At 68.8% G+C, this 15,512-nt stretch carries 18 protein-coding genes and 2 pseudogenes; 3 read left to right on the top strand and 17 right to left on the bottom strand.

Going from position 1 to position 15,512, the window contains the following annotated elements; all coding sequences use genetic code 11:
* Positions 1-215 precede the first annotated feature (215 nt).
* A complete protein-coding gene (locus BFN33_RS53905; RefSeq protein WP_256122574.1) occupies positions 216-923 on the top strand; it encodes a DUF6083 domain-containing protein in 708 nt (235 codons plus the stop codon).
* A gap of 225 nt (positions 924-1,148) precedes the next feature.
* On the opposite strand, the gene BFN33_RS52535 is transcribed toward BFN33_RS53905, so the two are convergent.
* From BFN33_RS52535 to BFN33_RS51215, 12 genes and pseudogenes are all read right to left on the bottom strand, one after another.
* Entirely contained in the window at positions 1,149-1,346 is a 198-nt protein-coding gene (locus tag BFN33_RS52535) for a hypothetical protein (RefSeq protein ID WP_218108965.1), read from the bottom strand.
* Positions 1,347-1,777: 431 nt separating this feature from the next.
* On the bottom strand, positions 1,778-2,770 hold the full coding sequence (locus tag BFN33_RS00880; protein ID WP_069757898.1) for a hypothetical protein: 993 nt from the start codon (positions 2,768-2,770) through the stop codon (positions 1,778-1,780).
* Positions 2,757-3,086, bottom strand: coding sequence for a darcynin family protein (locus BFN33_RS00885; RefSeq protein WP_069757899.1), 330 nt, complete (start codon positions 3,084-3,086; stop codon positions 2,757-2,759). The genes BFN33_RS00880 and BFN33_RS00885 overlap by 14 nt, the downstream gene beginning before the upstream one ends.
* A 3-nt stretch (positions 3,087-3,089) precedes the next feature.
* On the bottom strand, positions 3,090-4,004 hold the full coding sequence (locus BFN33_RS00890; RefSeq protein ID WP_069757900.1) for a TauD/TfdA family dioxygenase: 915 nt from the start codon (positions 4,002-4,004) through the stop codon (positions 3,090-3,092).
* A gap of 25 nt (positions 4,005-4,029) precedes the next feature.
* A complete protein-coding gene (locus tag BFN33_RS00895; protein WP_069757901.1) occupies positions 4,030-5,592 on the bottom strand; it encodes an AMP-binding protein in 1,563 nt (520 codons plus the stop codon).
* On the bottom strand, positions 5,582-6,226 hold the full coding sequence (locus tag BFN33_RS00900) for a thermostable hemolysin (protein ID WP_069757902.1): 645 nt from the start codon (positions 6,224-6,226) through the stop codon (positions 5,582-5,584). The genes BFN33_RS00895 and BFN33_RS00900 overlap by 11 nt, the downstream gene beginning before the upstream one ends.
* Before the next feature lie 153 nt (positions 6,227-6,379).
* Positions 6,380-7,114 (bottom strand): TetR/AcrR family transcriptional regulator, encoded by a 735-nt coding sequence (locus tag BFN33_RS00905; protein ID WP_079140470.1) that lies wholly within the window; start codon positions 7,112-7,114, stop codon positions 6,380-6,382.
* 371 nt (positions 7,115-7,485) lie between these two features.
* A complete protein-coding gene (locus BFN33_RS00910; protein WP_069757904.1) occupies positions 7,486-7,797 on the bottom strand; it encodes a DUF4873 domain-containing protein in 312 nt (103 codons plus the stop codon).
* 46 nt (positions 7,798-7,843) lie between these two features.
* On the bottom strand, positions 7,844-8,041 hold the full coding sequence (locus BFN33_RS49145) for an HNH endonuclease (RefSeq protein WP_079140670.1): 198 nt from the start codon (positions 8,039-8,041) through the stop codon (positions 7,844-7,846).
* 98 nt (positions 8,042-8,139) lie between these two features.
* Positions 8,140-8,604 carry a hypothetical protein gene (locus BFN33_RS00915; RefSeq protein WP_069757905.1) on the bottom strand — a complete coding sequence of 155 codons (465 nt, stop codon included), beginning with the start codon at positions 8,602-8,604 and terminating at the stop codon, positions 8,140-8,142.
* Between the two features lie 244 nt (positions 8,605-8,848).
* On the bottom strand, positions 8,849-9,256 hold the full coding sequence (locus BFN33_RS00920; RefSeq protein ID WP_069757906.1) for a hypothetical protein: 408 nt from the start codon (positions 9,254-9,256) through the stop codon (positions 8,849-8,851).
* A gap of 252 nt (positions 9,257-9,508) precedes the next feature.
* A pseudogene (locus BFN33_RS51215) lies at positions 9,509-9,652 on the bottom strand (nuclear transport factor 2 family protein); the annotation flags it as partial.
* A 126-nt stretch (positions 9,653-9,778) separates the two neighbouring features.
* Between BFN33_RS51215 and BFN33_RS00925 the strand changes: the two are divergent.
* On the top strand, positions 9,779-10,354 hold the full coding sequence (locus BFN33_RS00925) for a PadR family transcriptional regulator (protein ID WP_069757907.1): 576 nt from the start codon (positions 9,779-9,781) through the stop codon (positions 10,352-10,354).
* Positions 10,355-10,426: 72 nt separating this feature from the next.
* Here the strand turns inward: BFN33_RS00925 and BFN33_RS52540 are convergent, their stop codons facing one another.
* Both BFN33_RS52540 and BFN33_RS00930 read right to left on the bottom strand, forming a co-directional pair.
* Positions 10,427-10,741 (bottom strand): hypothetical protein, encoded by a 315-nt coding sequence (locus BFN33_RS52540; RefSeq protein ID WP_141757916.1) that lies wholly within the window; start codon positions 10,739-10,741, stop codon positions 10,427-10,429.
* 54 nt (positions 10,742-10,795) lie between these two features.
* A complete protein-coding gene (locus BFN33_RS00930) occupies positions 10,796-11,602 on the bottom strand; it encodes an SGNH/GDSL hydrolase family protein (RefSeq protein ID WP_069757908.1) in 807 nt (268 codons plus the stop codon).
* 333 nt (positions 11,603-11,935) lie between these two features.
* On the opposite strand from BFN33_RS00930, the gene BFN33_RS00935 reads away from it, so the two are divergent.
* On the top strand, positions 11,936-12,532 hold the full coding sequence (locus BFN33_RS00935; protein WP_256122575.1) for a hypothetical protein: 597 nt from the start codon (positions 11,936-11,938) through the stop codon (positions 12,530-12,532).
* A gap of 42 nt (positions 12,533-12,574) precedes the next feature.
* On the opposite strand, the pseudogene BFN33_RS55325 reads toward BFN33_RS00935, so the two are convergent.
* The 3 genes and pseudogenes from BFN33_RS55325 to BFN33_RS00950 all read right to left on the bottom strand — a co-directional run.
* A pseudogene (locus tag BFN33_RS55325) lies at positions 12,575-12,981 on the bottom strand (ISKra4 family transposase); the annotation flags it as partial.
* Positions 12,982-13,300: 319 nt separating this feature from the next.
* Complete coding sequence (locus BFN33_RS00945; protein ID WP_069757911.1) at positions 13,301-14,590, bottom strand: ATP-binding protein; 1,290 nt, start codon at positions 14,588-14,590, stop codon at positions 13,301-13,303.
* 127 nt (positions 14,591-14,717) lie between these two features.
* Positions 14,718-15,242 (bottom strand): DUF488 family protein, encoded by a 525-nt coding sequence (locus BFN33_RS00950; RefSeq protein WP_069757912.1) that lies wholly within the window; start codon positions 15,240-15,242, stop codon positions 14,718-14,720.
* Between the last annotated feature and the right edge of the window lie 270 nt (positions 15,243-15,512).

A 15,512-nucleotide genomic window follows, 5' to 3' on the forward strand; every position in this document is an offset into this window, starting at 1 on the left:
GCCCGGGCACCTGCCGCAGATCACTCAAACCGGCGAGACCACCCCGAACACGCGGTCACCTCCTCGCACTTCCGTTTTATTGGGTGAGGCCGAGTGGGCGATCCGGCGGCAGCGCTGTCACGGGTTCGGCGTGTCGGCTGGCAGGTTCGCGCGCATGCACTGCTCCTCTCCCGCCCCCATGCCATCGGGATACCAGTCCGGTCCCCGCTCACCGCATGCGTCGCTCTTTGCAGGTCACTCCCGGCAGCGCCGGCCGATTGCTGCGTTGCGGCCAGAGCGGCCGGTGCCGCGACTGCGGCAACCCGATCGAGTGGTACCACCGCAGCGATCCGCACCCGGTCCCTCTGCACCCGCACGAACTGCCCGCCGCCCAGGTGCCCGAAGCCAGCCGCTGGCATGTCAGCTCCAGCGTGGCCCACCCCGCCGGAGACGGCAGCAGCTGGTGCCGCCTGCCGCATGCCGTCCTCTGCCCCGCCCGCGACACACCCCCGCCTCCCCCCGAGCTGGCCGGGCTGCGCCGAGCGCTGGCCGTACGCTCCCGCCGCCTGATCGACGCCGGCACTTCACCCCTCCCCCGGCCTCACCGCCCAGCCAGACGCCTGAAGCGGTGCTCTGCCGCCCGTGACGTCCTGAGGAACAGACGCCCTGCATCGGGCCAATGCAGGTCACTGATGGGCAGCACCTGCGTTCTGATATCGATGGGCGGCGCCGGCAGCGGCCCGGTAGGGGCAGACCGCAAGCGCTTCGGTACGGTCTTTGCCACCCGGCTCGTTGCGCGCCGCCATCAGTCCTTCGCACTGCCCGCCTCGATTCCCGTTGCCAGACTGAGATCCGGCGGCCCTGGTGTGCGCGCTGCTCGGAAGCCATGTCTCATCTCGACGTTGCCGACCTCAATGGCCGGCAGCATCTACTGCGGCCACTGATTCGACTTTCCCGGCTCCCCCGCGCTCCGTCGGCTCGTGGCCTCTTCCGGCGTGTTGTTCAGAACGGCGCCAAGCGGGGTGCCGAGAAATCTCGCAGATCCAGTCGGAGCCTGGTGGCAGCACCAGCATGTGCCTCCGATGGCGTTCATCCTCGGCTTGGTCTTCTCTCCGCGGCCCTGTGCAGGGAGGGCACGCATCCGTTTGATGTGCAGCCCGGAAATTGTTCTAGCCGGGCGGGGTGCCGTCAGGGTGGTTGTGGATCCAGGACAGGCCGCCCAGGTCGAGGCGTTGGCGGGTGCGGGTGACTGCTACGTAGGCCAGGCGGGCTTCGGCGTCGTCAATGGGGTCGCGGGGCGTAGCGGTATCTGTGCGCTCGTCAGGGGTGACGGTGGCGTCCATCGCGGCCAGGAGCAGGGCAATCACCGCCGCAGCGATCCTCAACTCCTTGACCGTTCCTACCTCGATGCACCTGCAAGGGCCGCCGACAACAGCCCTCCCGCAGCCTCTCCCAGTCCGGTTCGGGACCTCCTCGAGCGCCTCGTTCATGAGCTGATCCAGCTGACGAAGGTCCTTGAGGCCCTCGTCCAGACCAGCACGGACGGTCGTGCACGGCCAGCCGGGCCACCACTTCCGGGACGCCACCCTCGCTGGCTCAGAGGGGCCGGGGCACCCCTCGCTGCGGGTGCACTTTGACGAACGCTGGCTTGCTACTCGTCTCCGCCCTCCCCCCGTCGTCGTGACATTACTTGGAGCCCTCCTCGTACGCTTACGAGAGGCGACCTTGCCCCCGGCCACCGTCGAGCGGGCGGGCGCCGCGGCGTTCGGGCGGGCGCCCGCCCCTACCGCCGAGGACGTCATGACGTGCCCCCCACCGTGCTCGGCAGCTTCACCGGCGGCGGCATGAGGGCGGCGGCGTGCACCCGGTCGATGCCGGAGAATTCGGTGATGAGCCGCGTGAGTTCGTCGTCGAGGATCTCGTCGACGGTGTAGAGCGTGCCGTCGTCGGCGAAGACCTTGCCGCCGAACGCCTTGGTCATCTGTAGCTGCACGGCGGCCGCCGGGTTGCCGGTGACGAAGTCGACGCCGAGCAGCTGCCGGGTGTGTTCCTCGAAGGTTGCGGCCAGCTTCCGGTTGAGCTCCTCGATCTGGTCGAGGAGCTCGCGGACCCGCTGCTGCTGCTCGGCGGTGAGCGCCGGGTAGATCAGCTTCATCGCCACGTGGTCGAACTTCACGTGCCGGGCCTCGTCGAGGCCGTGCGTGTGCAGGAGGCGGGTGAAGAAGCGGGCCCGGTCCGGGTCGAGCGCGTCGGTACGGTGCTCGAACACGGTGATCACTGACTCCCCGACGTACGCCGAGCAGCACAGCGCGACGAGTTTGACGTAGGGGTGGTCGTCGGTGCGGAAGACCTCGAGCCGCTCGTCGAACAGGGCGTTGTCGACGCGGGGTTCGGCGCCGGAGAGGGCCCGCACGTACCGGTAGAAGGTGTTGGCGTGCTGGATCTCTTCGGCGGCGAAGCAGGACAGTGCGTTGTGCAGCTCGTGCCCGAGGTTGATGGCGTCGCGCAGGCCGTGCAGTTCCCCCATCACCATGGCCATGACCGTGCTGACGTGGCGCTCGATCTCGGCGAGCTGGGCCAGCTCCTTGGTGAGGTAGGCGACGGCCTCGGCCTCGTGGCCTCTCTCGCCGTAGGCGACAACGGAGACGAACTCGTGCTCCGCCTGAGTGCCTGCCTCCGTCCAGTCGAAGGCACCGGGGTGGAAGGTGTTGATGTGCGCGAGGCGGGTCACCGAGGCCAGCTCGGTGCGGACGGCCTCGGCGATGGAGTCGAACTGGTCAGGCCTGGTCATTCTCGTACTCCTTGTAGCCGTCCTGCAGCCCGATGGAGATGTCGCGCAGGTGCACCCAGCCCTGGGCGATGAACTCGCTGTCCCGTAGCTTTTCGATGAAGTAGTAGTAGGTCTTGATGTCGTCGGTCTCGACGAGCAGGAAGTCGGAGTAGTTGGTGGCGAACGCCTCGGCGTCGAAGTGACGGACCGACATCTTGTCGGCGAACGGCCCGACGATCTCCTTCTGGAAGACCTCCTCCTTCGCACCGCGCTGCTCGCGGCTGAGTTGCAGCCAGGAGCGGTCGAATTCGTAGCGGATGACGATGCCGTACTTCACGGGTCAGCTCCTGGCGTAGCTCTGGGCGTTGAGGATGGTGCGTTCGGGGTCGGTGATCGCACGGCGGCCGTGCATGACACGGGTGTTGTCGATGAGGACGATGTCGCCGTCCTCCCACTGGATCTCCTCGGTGACCTTCTCGGTGACCGCGGTGTACTCGGCGATCACGTCGTCGGGTATCGCGGAGCCGTCGGCGAAGCGGATCGCGGGTGCCTCGTAGTTGAACGAGGGCCCCAGGATGCTGTTGGCCCAGGCGATGCGCGAGGACGTGCGGGTGGGGTGGGCCGCGTACACCGAGTACTCGTAGGTCAGGGATCCGTCGGTGGCCTCGGCGAAGAGGACGTCGGCGCCCTTGTTCGACACGGCGTAGAGGTGGTCGACCGTCATCTCGGCCGCATCGGCGCCCCCGCCGGTGAGGTGAGCGGCGAGCCGCTGCCACATGGCCTGCGGCACGTTGTTGCGCGTGTACTGCACGGGCTTGTCGGTGAAGATCTGCTTCGCCCGCTCGGACAGCGCCTCCCAGACCCTGAAGCCGTCGCAGACGGTGGTCTCGGAGCCGGATTTGGCCGCCTTGACGCAGTGGAACCAGAGCAGGTCGGGGGCGAAGGGCGTGGCCCCGTTCTCCAGATGGAGGCCGATCGGGTCGTGCCCGGAGTCGACCTTCTGGGCGGAGTTGCCGTGGAAGGTGCGGGCCGGATCGAGGGTGGTGCGCGAGCTGTAGCGGCGCACCAGCTCGTTGAACTCCTCGACGCTGGGAGCGAATCCGCGAATGAGGAGGTGCCCGGTGTCGGCGAGCAGGCCGTCGAGGCCGGCCTGGTAGAGCTCGGTGAAGTCGGCTTCGGTACCGGTGGGTGTGATCATCATGCCGTCACCGTCGCCGATGGCGGTCAGTCGCAGGGTGTTCTGGGCAACTGTCATGGCTTGGTCCCCGTTCTTGTGTGATTCAGAGGATGAGGTCGACCGAGCGGCCGTATGCAGTGGTGACCGTCATCAGGTCGTCGAAGAGGTTCTGTCTGCGTGGTCGGCCGGTGACGGTGAAGTACTGGCGGCGGAAGTCCCTGCTGTCCGCCACGACGAAGAAGCGCTCGGGCCGGTCGGTCTCGGCCAGGTGCCGCTCGGCGTACGCGTGCGCCTGGCGCCGCGTCTCCTCGGCATCGGCGTCCTCGGCGGTGATCAGCAGCGCCGACAGGTGCTCCATGCCCTCGCCGAACACCACGGCGTCCACCACCGTGGGGCAGCTGCGCAGGCTGCCCTCGACCCACTCCGGCGAGACGTTGCGTCCGTGACTGGTGATGATCACGTTCTTGAGGCGGCCGAGGATGCGGATGTAGCCGTCCGCATCGATCTCGGCACGGTCCCCGGTGTGCAGCCATCCGTCCTCGTCGACGGGGCGGCTGGTGGGGTCTTCGACGGTGTAACCGGCGAACAGCGACGTCGACTTCACCAGCAGCTCCCCGTCGTCGGAGAGCCTGACCTCGCAGTGCGGCAGCGGCCTGCCCACCGTGCCGGGCCGCCACTGCTCGGGGGTGTTCCACGAGACGACCGAGCTGTTCTCCGACAGCCCGTACCCCTCGTGCACCCGCAACCCGGCGCCGTCCAGACGCAGTTGGGCCTCTACGTCGACGGGCGCGCCACCCGCCATCAAAAACGGCCGCACGCCGTCGCCGAGGACCGGCCCGGCGTCGGCCGGCGCGCTGCGGACCGCCTTGTCGAGGGCGCTCACCGCGGCAGGCGGCAGCACCGCGGCGGTCGGCCGTCCGGCCCGCATCCAGGCCACCACGTCGTCGGCGCGGGATCCGGCGGTGCCCAGCAGCGCGGTGTTCTCGGGCAGCAGGATCATCCGGCCGCCGTTGATGATCGGCAGATACACGGAGGTGACCTGCTCGATGAGCAGGCTGAACGGCACCAGGGAGAGATAGCGGGAGTAAACCCCGGCGGGCGAGACGGAGTTGAGCGACACCAGCAGCGCTTCGAGTGCCTTCGAGCGGATCTTCACGCCTTTGGGCGCGCCGGTGGTCCCCGAGGTGTGGATGACCTTGATGATCCGCTCGTCGGGAGGCAACTGCAGCCCGTCGGGCTGCGCCACGCGGCTCCCGGCGCCGCTGTCCGCCGCGATCGCAAGGACGGTGACCGCGCCGTCAAGGCCCCACTCCGCGAGCTTGCGCACCCCCGCCTCGTCGGCCAGGCAGAGCCGGACCTCCTTGAGCAGCGAGGCCGCCTGTTCGCCGGAGAACGCCAGCGGCACGGGCACCTCGACGAAGCCGCCGAGCAGCAGCGCCAGGTCCGCTGCCACCCACTGGGGGCCATTGCCCGCGACGACACCGACCGTGGTCCCCGCCTGGGCGCCGAGGTCGGCGAGCAGCCGACGGATCTGCCCGCTCCAGCCGGCGAGGTCCCCGTAGGTGAAGGTCTCGGCGACCGAGCCGTCGGCGGCAGCCGCTCGACGAGGACATCGTCGCGGCGCTCGGGCGCGTACAAGCCGTCGTAGATCTTCCTCATCGGGCACCCGCCCCCTGCGGGGTGAGGGAGGCTTCCCGCCCCCAGGTGACGGCCAGGTGGTAGCCCGAAGCGGCCTCGCGGTTGATGCCGGCGTCGAACGCCCGCACGTCGATGAAGCCGGCGACGGGCGCGGTGTCGTAGTACGACCCCCACCTGCCCTGCTGCTCCTCCGGCAGGCGCTCCTCGCGTGCCTCGGCGAGGCCGGTGAACTCAAGGCCGATCCGCGCCAGGGTGCGCGCGAGCGGCTGGGTGACGGTGCACAGCAGGTATGAGGCCCCGTTGCACCAGCACAACGCGGGCACCATGCCGATCAGCTTCAGGCCGGCGCCCGGCTCGTTGGACGCCAGCGGCCCGACCTCGACCAGGCCGGCCGGCTCGCACTGCGTACGCGTGGAGCGGGATATGACGTCGGCCGGCGCGTCGCCGAGGTAGTGCTCGATGAGCAGGCTGCGCTCCCCTCCGTACGTCAGCCCCGCACAGGCCAGCGGGACGACGTCCGATCCGGCTGCCCCGTCCGCGCACAGAGCGCTGTCCGGTGACGGTGCGATCCGCGCCTGGTAGTCCCGTGCGTAGCGCTCCCGTGCGAGATCGACGCACGCCTGCCACAGGGTGCTCCCGCGGCGAGCGATGTTGATGCGCATTGCCCCTCCGTTCCGCATCACATGCCCGGCCGGTCGGACCGGGCGCCCACACTTTATGACCACCAGTCGATTTTTGACAACTAGTTCATGGTCATCACGGCTGTGAACAGAATGTGAACAGAGAGTCACGCAGGGGAGGTCCGCCTTCTTCGGCTACTGGTAGTGACTGCCGACCGCGTGCTGCGCCGTAATCGAGTCGACGATGCCGGCCACCTCCCCGTACAGGTTCGCCACGTCATCGGCGGCCAGACGGGTCCAGCCCAGGCCGCTGATCATGGCGGTCATCACCTTCAGACGGGCATCGAGGGCCTTCTCGCCGGACCACAGGAAGCGAGGCGAGAGCAGATGCATGGCCGCGTAGCCGAGGATGTAGGCGCGCAGGGCGTCCACCGCTACGGCCGCCTCCACTTCGGCGTTGTCGAAGCCGCCCTCGGCGACGCTGCGCTCCACGGCATACCCGACGACCTGCGCCATCTGTGCTTCGATCAGGTCACGCCGCTTGATCCGCTGCTCCGAGGCGACCTGGCAGACGGCGTCGGTTGCGCGCCCCGTGAGACTGCTCTCGAACAGCATCGGGGCCACCTCCGCGTGCCGCATGTAGGCGAGCGCCATGCCATACACGTGCCGCACCCCGTCCCACGGCAGGTCCGCGATCGCCTGGAAGTAGCGCAGCTGGCGCCGTGCGCTCTCCGCCGAGATCTCGACGAGCAGGTCTTCGAGGCAGGTGAAGTGGTTGTAGACGGTGCCTTTGGAGTAGCCCGCCTCCTCGGCCAGCTTCCCGAGGGTCAGATTGTGGAAACCGTCCCGGCTGGCCATGTCGAGCGCGACCCGCACCAGCTTCTGGTCACGCTCTGCTACTTCCTGGGCCTTACGTTGAGTCGTTCGCATAGCCGCATTATGCGTGACCAATAGTCGAAATTCGACGGACGAGTCAAAGGTCAGTCAGAATTTTTTGGTCAGACACTGACCAGCGCCGGTTGCGTCAGCTCGGGGCGAGACACTCACTGCACGGGGACGCAGGACGCCGAAGGGCGCGCCGCCCTCGGATACTTCACGGAGTGACCCCATGGGGATGCGGGACGGGACAGCAAGGTCCAGGTGCCGGGAAGACGGACTCGGCCACCCTGCACGGACGAAGAGCCGGCGCGGTGGGCGCAGCGCGCGCTGGCCGAAGTAGGGCGGCGGCCATCCCTTCCGTACGCATCGATCGTGCGCTGTGTACAGTGCCACGGCCCGTCACATACCGCTGCGATAAGGCCTCAGATATCGAACGGCGCTCGGCCGTTGCCACGGATCCGCAGGACACCCTCGCCGTTGTCGTCGCTGACGGTGAAGGGGCCTTCTCGTCCGTCCTCCGCGCGCAGGATGAGCTCTTCCGCGTTATGGATGGTCCACGTCAGGTCCTGAGCGTTCGTCTGCACGGTGCCGCCCCAGACGGGGTGGCCCCGCACTCGGCTCTTGCCGCTGAACGACTGCGTTTCCTCGCTCTCGAAGTAGCCCTCAAGCTTCGCGTGGACGGGATACGCCACCCCGTCGATCAGCATGGTCGCTTGCTCGTTGTATCGGCCCATGCAGTCAGTGTGAGCCTGCTTCCGTGGCTTCGCATGGGCAGGGCGGTCACCACTTGAGGGTGGCTCGCAGTGGTCGTGGCGCTTGCGTTCGGTTGCCGCGGCTGCTGTTGCACTTCCGGTGCGCCGGGCGGGCGTTGGCCGGGTCGAGGAGGTTGCCGCCTTTGGACAGCGGCTGCTCGTGGTCGAGGGTGAAGGACAGCGGGTGCTTGGCCTTCAGCTCGTAGCCGATGTTGTGGCCGCAGATCCAGCAGGGGAGGCGCTGGGCTCTGAGCCAGGCGCAGAGGCGGCGGTAGGGCGCCCGTTGCGCGGGGGTCGGCTACGGGCGCCAACTCCCAGCCTGGGTCAGGGTGTGGGTGTGGCGGTCAGCAGGCTGTTGGTGACGTCCGCGATGGCCTGGTTCAGCTCGTCTTCGGGAATGTTGCCACAGACCTTGTAGCCCTCGGTGGCGTCGATGCCGCCGCCCGTGCTGAGGAGTTCCTCTTCGATCCAGGCCCGGCACTCGGACGTGACGCCCGTGGTGGCGGTGGCAATGGCGGTGGGCAGGGCGCTGTTGACGGCTGCGCCGACCTGGTCGGCCATGAGCTCGCCCGCGTACTTCTCCACTGCCTTGGTGGCGATGCCGTCGCACTGGGAGGGGTGGGTGCCGGGTGTGGCGCTCGCGCCGGAGTCGATGGCGTCCTGGAGTTGCTTGCGCATGGCCGTCTTGCAGGCGGCTGGGTCGGCCTTGGCGTCGTCTCCGCCCCTGCATGCAGTGAGGGCGGCGGTGAGGGCAAGGAGTGCGGCACAGGCGGCTGTGCGGGTCTTCATGGTTCCCCCGGGGCTTGGATGCTGAGGGGCATCATGCGACGCGTGGAGCCGCTGCAGGGGCGCTGTGGCCGTGTTGTGACGCTGGGGTCCGCCGCCCGGCGCTGAGCATCCCTGCGGGCCCGTGTTCCCGACACCAGGTCGTCATTGGTAGCTGGTGAGCTCGTCTCTGTTGGTGGCCACGTCCACCCCCAGATACGCCGTGGCCCGGCCGGGCATGGTGCAGGCCGGGCCAGGGGTGGGTTCGTCAGACCTTGCAGAAGCCGAGGCCCTTCAAGGCCTCGTCGATCTGCTTGCCCTGCGCCTCGGTGGTCGTGACGTCCTTGTAGGTGAAGCGCTGCGAGGCGGTCCAGTCGACCTTGCTGCCGCCGCCGTTGAGGGCGCTGCACTGGTTGCGTGCGGCGTCGATGGCCTTGTCCTCGTACTTCACGATGTCCGGGTTGGCTGCGGCAAGGGCCCGGAGCAGCTCGGCGCGCTTGGCGCCGGTGGGTTCGGCCGGGATGTCCGCGGCCTTCTCGGCTGCGCTGACGTCGACGCTGGGCTGACTGCTGCTCTTGGTGGCCTTGGGCTTGCTGTCGTCGTCGCCGCTGTTGCAGCCGACGAGGGTGACGGCGAGTGCGGCCGTGATGGCGGCGATGGTGCTACGGGTGCGCATGTTCCCCCCATGGAACGTTGTTGCTGAGGGGACATCATGCACCAAGCCAGACACGACGAAGCCCCGGCCGGGGTGATGGTCGGCGCATCTACAGCCGCTTCAAAGCCCTGACCGACGCATACGGCTCACGCCTCCAGCCCATCATCGCCGACAACGACAGCGCACCCTTGCCGGACGACGCCTTCAGCACCATCGAACTCGACTACTACACCCGCCCATGGTCCCCGGCGTCGCTCACCCCGGCCCCGGCCACACCGCACGCACCGCGTGCCAAGCACGCGCCTTGCCCGGGTACTGCTTGAAGGTGACGGGGCTGGTGAAGACGACGTCGTCGGCCAGTAGAGCGGCCACGGCGTCCAGGTCACCGCTCTCGACGGCCTTGGGGAAGGGATGCATGAGCCCACCTTTCATAATCAATGATGTTAATAGGTGTGGTTGAGATTAGAGGGCCCGTTAACGCTTTTCTACAAGGAAGAGGTGATTGCTTAATCGCGTCGTTGATTAATCTGCTAGCGTGCATCCATGGCTTTGCGGAACGCGGTGATGGCCGCGCTGTTGCAGGGCGAGGCGTCCGGGTACGACCTCGCGAAGGCGTTCGACGCGACGGTTGCCGACTTCTGGATGTCGACGCCTCAGCAGCTCTACCGGGAGCTGGAGCGCATGGAGGCCGAAGGGCTCGTCACGGCCCGCGTCGTCGAGCAGAAGCGCCGCCCCAACAAGCGACTGTTCTCCTTGACGGAGGCCGGACGGACGGCCATCCATGCCTACACCGCCGAGCCCCTGGGTAAACCGGCGGCGATCCGGGACGAGTTGCTGGTCAAGGTGCAGTGCCTGGACGCGGGCGACATGGAAGCGGTCCGGACCGCCATCGCCGAGCGCACGGAGTGGGCCACCGCCAAGCTGGCCCGCTACGAGCGGCTCCGGCAGCGCCTGCTCGACGGGCGCTCCGAGGAGGCGTACTTCGCCGAGGCCGAGCGCATCGGCCCGTATCTCACCTTGCTGCGCGGGATGGCGTTCGAGCGGGAGAACCTCCAGTGGGGGGACATGGCGCTGCGTAGGCTCGAACAGCGCACGGCCGCGCTCCGGGCCGACGGCTGACTGCGGCGGTCCGACCCAGCACGGTTAGTCAACAAAGTGATTACCCGGGACAGGTGTGAGCAACCCTGCCTCTCAGGGGTCGTCGGTCCGTGTCCGAGCCAGGACCGGCTGCGGTTCCTTGTCGGCAGAATTGCGGTGCAGTGCCTTGCGGTCGGAGAACCGGGTCACGTCGGAGCCGGAGAGGCACGCGACCGCGAGTCCCAAGCCCAGGATCACCCAGCCTCGGGGCAGTCCCGCGTCGCCCTGGGCGTCGTTGTGGAGGATGGAGCCGACCGCCGGTGATCTGACGCAGGGGCTGGAACTCGCCGCGGGTGCGGGGCAAGCCGGGGAGTGCCTGGCGGGGGACGTGGCGCCGGACGTCGGTGCCGCCATGGCGATGTAGAACATCGTATGAAGCGCAGTCAGCACGAGAAGCCGCCGGCGTCGCCGCAAACCAGAGCATCACACCGATGGGGAGGTGTCCCCAGCGGGCGCGGCCACCGGAAGCAGCTCCGGCCGCTTGGCCTGGCGGCCGTCGCCGGAAGAGCGGCCACGCAGGCGGCGGCCGACCCAAGGGCCGAGGAAGGTGCCGGCCCACCGCACTTCGGCACCCACGGTCCTCCAGACAGAGATGTCTGTCCCCTCGGCCGGAAGGGGAAGGGTCCACGTGTCGTCGCTGCCCGGCAGACCGAGCGCGTGGGCCACGGCAGCCGCGATGCGCGCGTGTCCCAGCGGGCCGGCGTGCAGCCGGTCAGCACTCCACAACCGCGGATCGGTCGCCGCCGCGTGCGCGGCCGTCTCCGCCACCACCACGCCGTGGCGATCGGCGGCCTCCCGGATGCGCGCGTTGAGCGCGAGAACACGCTGACCGATCGGGCGGGCCAACGGCGTGATACGCCCGACATCGGGAACCATGAGCGTCGCGACGGTGGCACCCTGCGCCGTGAGGGCGGCAAACATCGCCTCGACATGGCCGGCCACCTCGTCGAGGTCGCAACCCGGGCGCAACGCGTCGTTGACCCCAGCCACCACAGTGGCAAGGTCGGGCCGCATAGCGAGAGCAGGAGCGAGCTGCTCGGCGCGCACCTGGCCGGCCTTACGGCCGCGCACCGCGAGGTTGGCGTAGAGCAGGCCGGGGCTGTGGCGGGCGACCTGCTCGGCGAGCCGGTCCGCCCAGCCCCGAAGACCACGGACGTCGTCGCCGTCCCCGAGCCCCTCGGTGTGACTGTCACCCAGGGCGACGTAGCGCAGATACCCACTGCTCGACACGGGGCCGACCGCCTCTCGTCAACGCTGCTGATAGAAGTGGCACACGGCCACCGCTAAACAACCATGCACCTAGTCGCATTGTTGAGTATCAGGATAGCCGCGGGCTCACCTCCCTGCAAAGTGGGCGTAGTCACCGATGGGTGCGGTTCCTTTCAAGTGACGGCCCGGATCAAAGTTGTGAGGTCATAGTTCCGAATGGTGGGTGGGGAGGCGTCATGCCGGAAAACCATGCGGCGGGGAAACGTGCTACGTCGGGATACTGGGCCGGTGAGCGACGCCATGGCTGAGTACGAAGCGGATACTGAACAGTTGATGCGAAGGGTCTACCTTGGCGTGCGTGAGGACAGCCTTGACCCACAGGACGTCGTCGCTCTCGCCTGCGAACTGCTCGACTGGTTCCATCACACCGGCGCCGTCCTGGAGGTCGTCGAGCGGAACCCGGCCGAGGTGCCGCAGGCGGAGATGACCGCCCTGGCCCGGCGCATCCTGGACGACGTGGGCTTCGATCCCGGCTTCGACCTCGCCCCCGAACGTTTGGAGACGTTGCGCGCCGCACTGCGAGTCGTAGCCCGCGACCTGCCCACGCGTGGGATCGAGGGCAAACCGGAGATCGAGATCCTGGAGGACTGGTTCCCGGTGGGAGCCGGTGTCCGCCTTGCCGACGGCGAACGGCTTAACTGGGGCGGCCCCATCCTGCCGAACATGTGCGACGACCCGGCCATGGCATTGACCAGCCTGGCGATCCTGATCCAGGAGAGCCTGCTCGAATGGACCTGGCAGGTCTGGCCGGTGTGCCCCGTGCATGACCTCGGCGTCCACGGCTCGGAGCGGGATCACGAGGCTGTGTGGTGGTGCGCGGGCGATGGCGGACACATGCTGGCGCCGGTCGGCGAACTCGCGCGCGCTCTGGGCCGCCGTCGCCCCAAGTAGGGTCGGCGGTGGGGTGCAGTTCGTTTCGAACGACCGCCGTGATCAGGCGGTGGGGGCGTAGTGCCGCTGGTCGGATGCAGCGTAGAGGCGTTCGTGTTCGCGGGCGGCGTGGTAGCGCCAGTAGGGGTCGAAGTCTCCGTTGGAGAGGACGGCACGCAGTCGCAGTACGGCTTCCACTGCGTGAAGGCCCCAGCGGGCGCCGGTGATGTCGAGGCGGCGGCAGGCGCCCTCGACCGCGCCGGTGGCGATCGGCCAGCCGTTTTCCAGCGCCGTGTCGTAGTGGAGCTGATCGAGGTGGCCGGTCAGTAGCGGGCGCAGGCATCGACAGCCTCGCGCCGGGCAGCGGGCACGTGTTCCCGCTCAGCCTGGCTGGTCATTTCGGCGGCAGCGTGGGCAGCCTGACCTGCGAGGATGGCGGTAAGACAGTCGGCGGCCCACGCTTCGGCCTCGTGCTACGGCTGACCGGCGTCACAAACATCGCGGCCGGCCTGCGCCGCAACGCCCGCGACACACGACGCCAGCTCACCATCCTAGGGCTCGCATGATCGCGAAACGGACATCATGCGACTACGCCGAAGCCCTGGCCCAAGGTGAAGGCCTGTTCAGCGAAGCGTTCACCGATGCGGCGATGTGCCGCGGCGTCCGGGAGGAGGTCGTCGGGCAGAGACGGCTCGGCGTGGTCGCGTTCGCCGTAGAGGTCGCGGCTGGCGAGGCAGTGCTGGCGGAGCCAGGAGGACCGGTCCGTCAGCTGGCCTTCGGTACATGTACCTATCCGGTGTGCCCCTCATCTGTGGACTGGTGGCCACGCTCGGCGGAGTGGGCCCGCATGCCGATCAAGACCGTGCCCGCCGCGCCGGTCGTGGCGACCGTTTCGAATCCGTCGGCGGTGCGGCAACGCACGCTCCACACCGGCCCGGTCAGGGCCGGCCGGACAGTGAGTTCGTAGCGGCGCCCTTCCCTGCTGACCACATCCCACCATCCCCGCTGGACGGTGCCGATGTACTCCCCCGCCTCGACCTCGGGCGTGGCCGGGTCCGGCCCGTAGGTCGCGTCCACCCATGCGAGATAGGCCGGGGTCGGCGCGATGTTTGCCCGCATGGTGTCCCCGCGCGTCCCGTGAACCGTCCAGGTGCCGGTGACGGCCCAGCCTCGCTTTTCCACCAGGGCTGCCAGGGTGTCCGGTTCGACGGCCAGTGGAGTGCGGCAGTTCCCCCCGATGGTCTGCGGTCGCCACAGGTGGTCATCGTGCGTGGAGTTGCACGTCCCGCACACCCAGGCCAGCACTGCCGCGCCGGTGATCGGCGTGACGTAGAGTTCCGCGGTCTCGGGACGATGCTTTTCCTCTGCGCGACGGGCGATGGCCCGGCGCTCTTCCGCCGTCAGCCGTACGGTGTCCTGCCGTCGCTCGCCCTGCATCCGGTGGGCTGCACGTCGCTGTTCCTGCTCGATACGGCGGCGGTCCGCTTCCAGGGCAGCGCTGCGGCGGCGGTCGGCCCGCACGATCGCGCGCACGTCGTCCAGGCCGGCCCACCCTTCCAGGTCGACGTCGGCGCGGCCGAGGGTGTAGCGCACGGTGTAGGGCAGTACGGCGTCCGGCGCGTGATAGACGCGGTACTGCCGCCCGGCGCAGGTCAGTTCAGCGGTCCGGCGGTTCGTGCCCGGTACGGGCGTCCACTCGGGTGCGGCCGGACGGACGGCGTAGGGGTCGCCGTCTGGACACGGCACGACGGCCGTCACGGTCTTGCACGCCGAGTGGGCCTGCACCCGCACGTCCATCGACAGATCCTGCACCAGCAGCTCCCAGCCGAACCCGCCCGGCCCGGCCGCGTCCATCGGCCGGGGCCGCGGCGGAAGAGGACTGGCATCATGCACCGCCACCGTGACCGTCCCCGCACCGGCCTTCAGCTCGAAGCCGGCCACCCCGCCGGCATGTTGCACGGCGTTGGTGAACAGTTCCGCCACCACCAACAGCACCGCAACTACGGCACTGCCGCCGTCCGGTGCGGCCACCCACAAGAACCCGCGGGCCACCTCGACGGCCCACTCAGCCGTCCGCACGCCGCCGTCGTCGAGGGCTCGTGCGCTTCTTGGGGTGGCACCGTTGCGTTCTCCGGCGGCTCGGTATTTGCGGAGGCATGGACGACACTCACTTCGGCCCCCAGACCGCGAAGCCAAGGTGGCCGGGTCAGGTGACGGCGGCTGCCCTCAGGCGGAGGAGCCGACGGCATCGCCTGACTGGGAGGACAACGCCCGCAAGATCCTCACCGAAACCATCGATCGAATCACCGGGCCCGACCATCCCGCCGCGACGCGCCAGGAATCCGCGCGAGGGCGGATCCGATCGAGCGGGGTCCGCGCGGGCCAGCCACTCCGCGAGGACGGCGACATGGCCGCCGTGCGGGTCCGCGGCGGAGGTCAGGAGGGTCAGTCTGGTGTGTTCGGCCAGGTCGCGCAGATGGTTCGCCGCCTGTCGGTGCTCAGGATCCTCCAGCTCGGCGAGATAGCGGTGGCGGAACTCCGAGTGTTCCAGGGGGTCTTGGCTGTAGCTGCGCTGCAACGCGGCCGAGGGCGCAACGGTGCTCAGCCATTCGTCGAGACGCGCTGCCTCTTCGCTGATGTCCTGCGGCCAGACGCGGTCGACGAGCACCCGGGTGCCGTCCTCGACGGGCGACTGTTCGTAGACCGTGCGACAGGTCACCTGCTTGGCCATGACGTACCTTTCCCGGACACGGCCTGGAGACGGCCGAGAAGTCACACCGGTTCGACAACAGGAACACCGGGCGGGATCACCTCGTCGCGGTGAGGTACGGCGGTCCGGACGCCGGGCGGCCGCATCACGCAGTCCGGTCGCCAACCACCGTCTCGCTCGACACCCGGCCCCGCAACTCGTACGGTCCCTGGCCGACATGCGGCCACGGACCGCCTGAAGCGACCGCCCGCACGACCGCACTCCGTGTCGCGCGTGCGCACCGACACCCCG

Origin of the sequence: Streptomyces sp. LUP47B (genome assembly GCF_001746295.1) — a bacterium.
Taxonomy (GTDB): domain Bacteria; phylum Actinomycetota; class Actinomycetes; order Streptomycetales; family Streptomycetaceae; genus Streptomyces.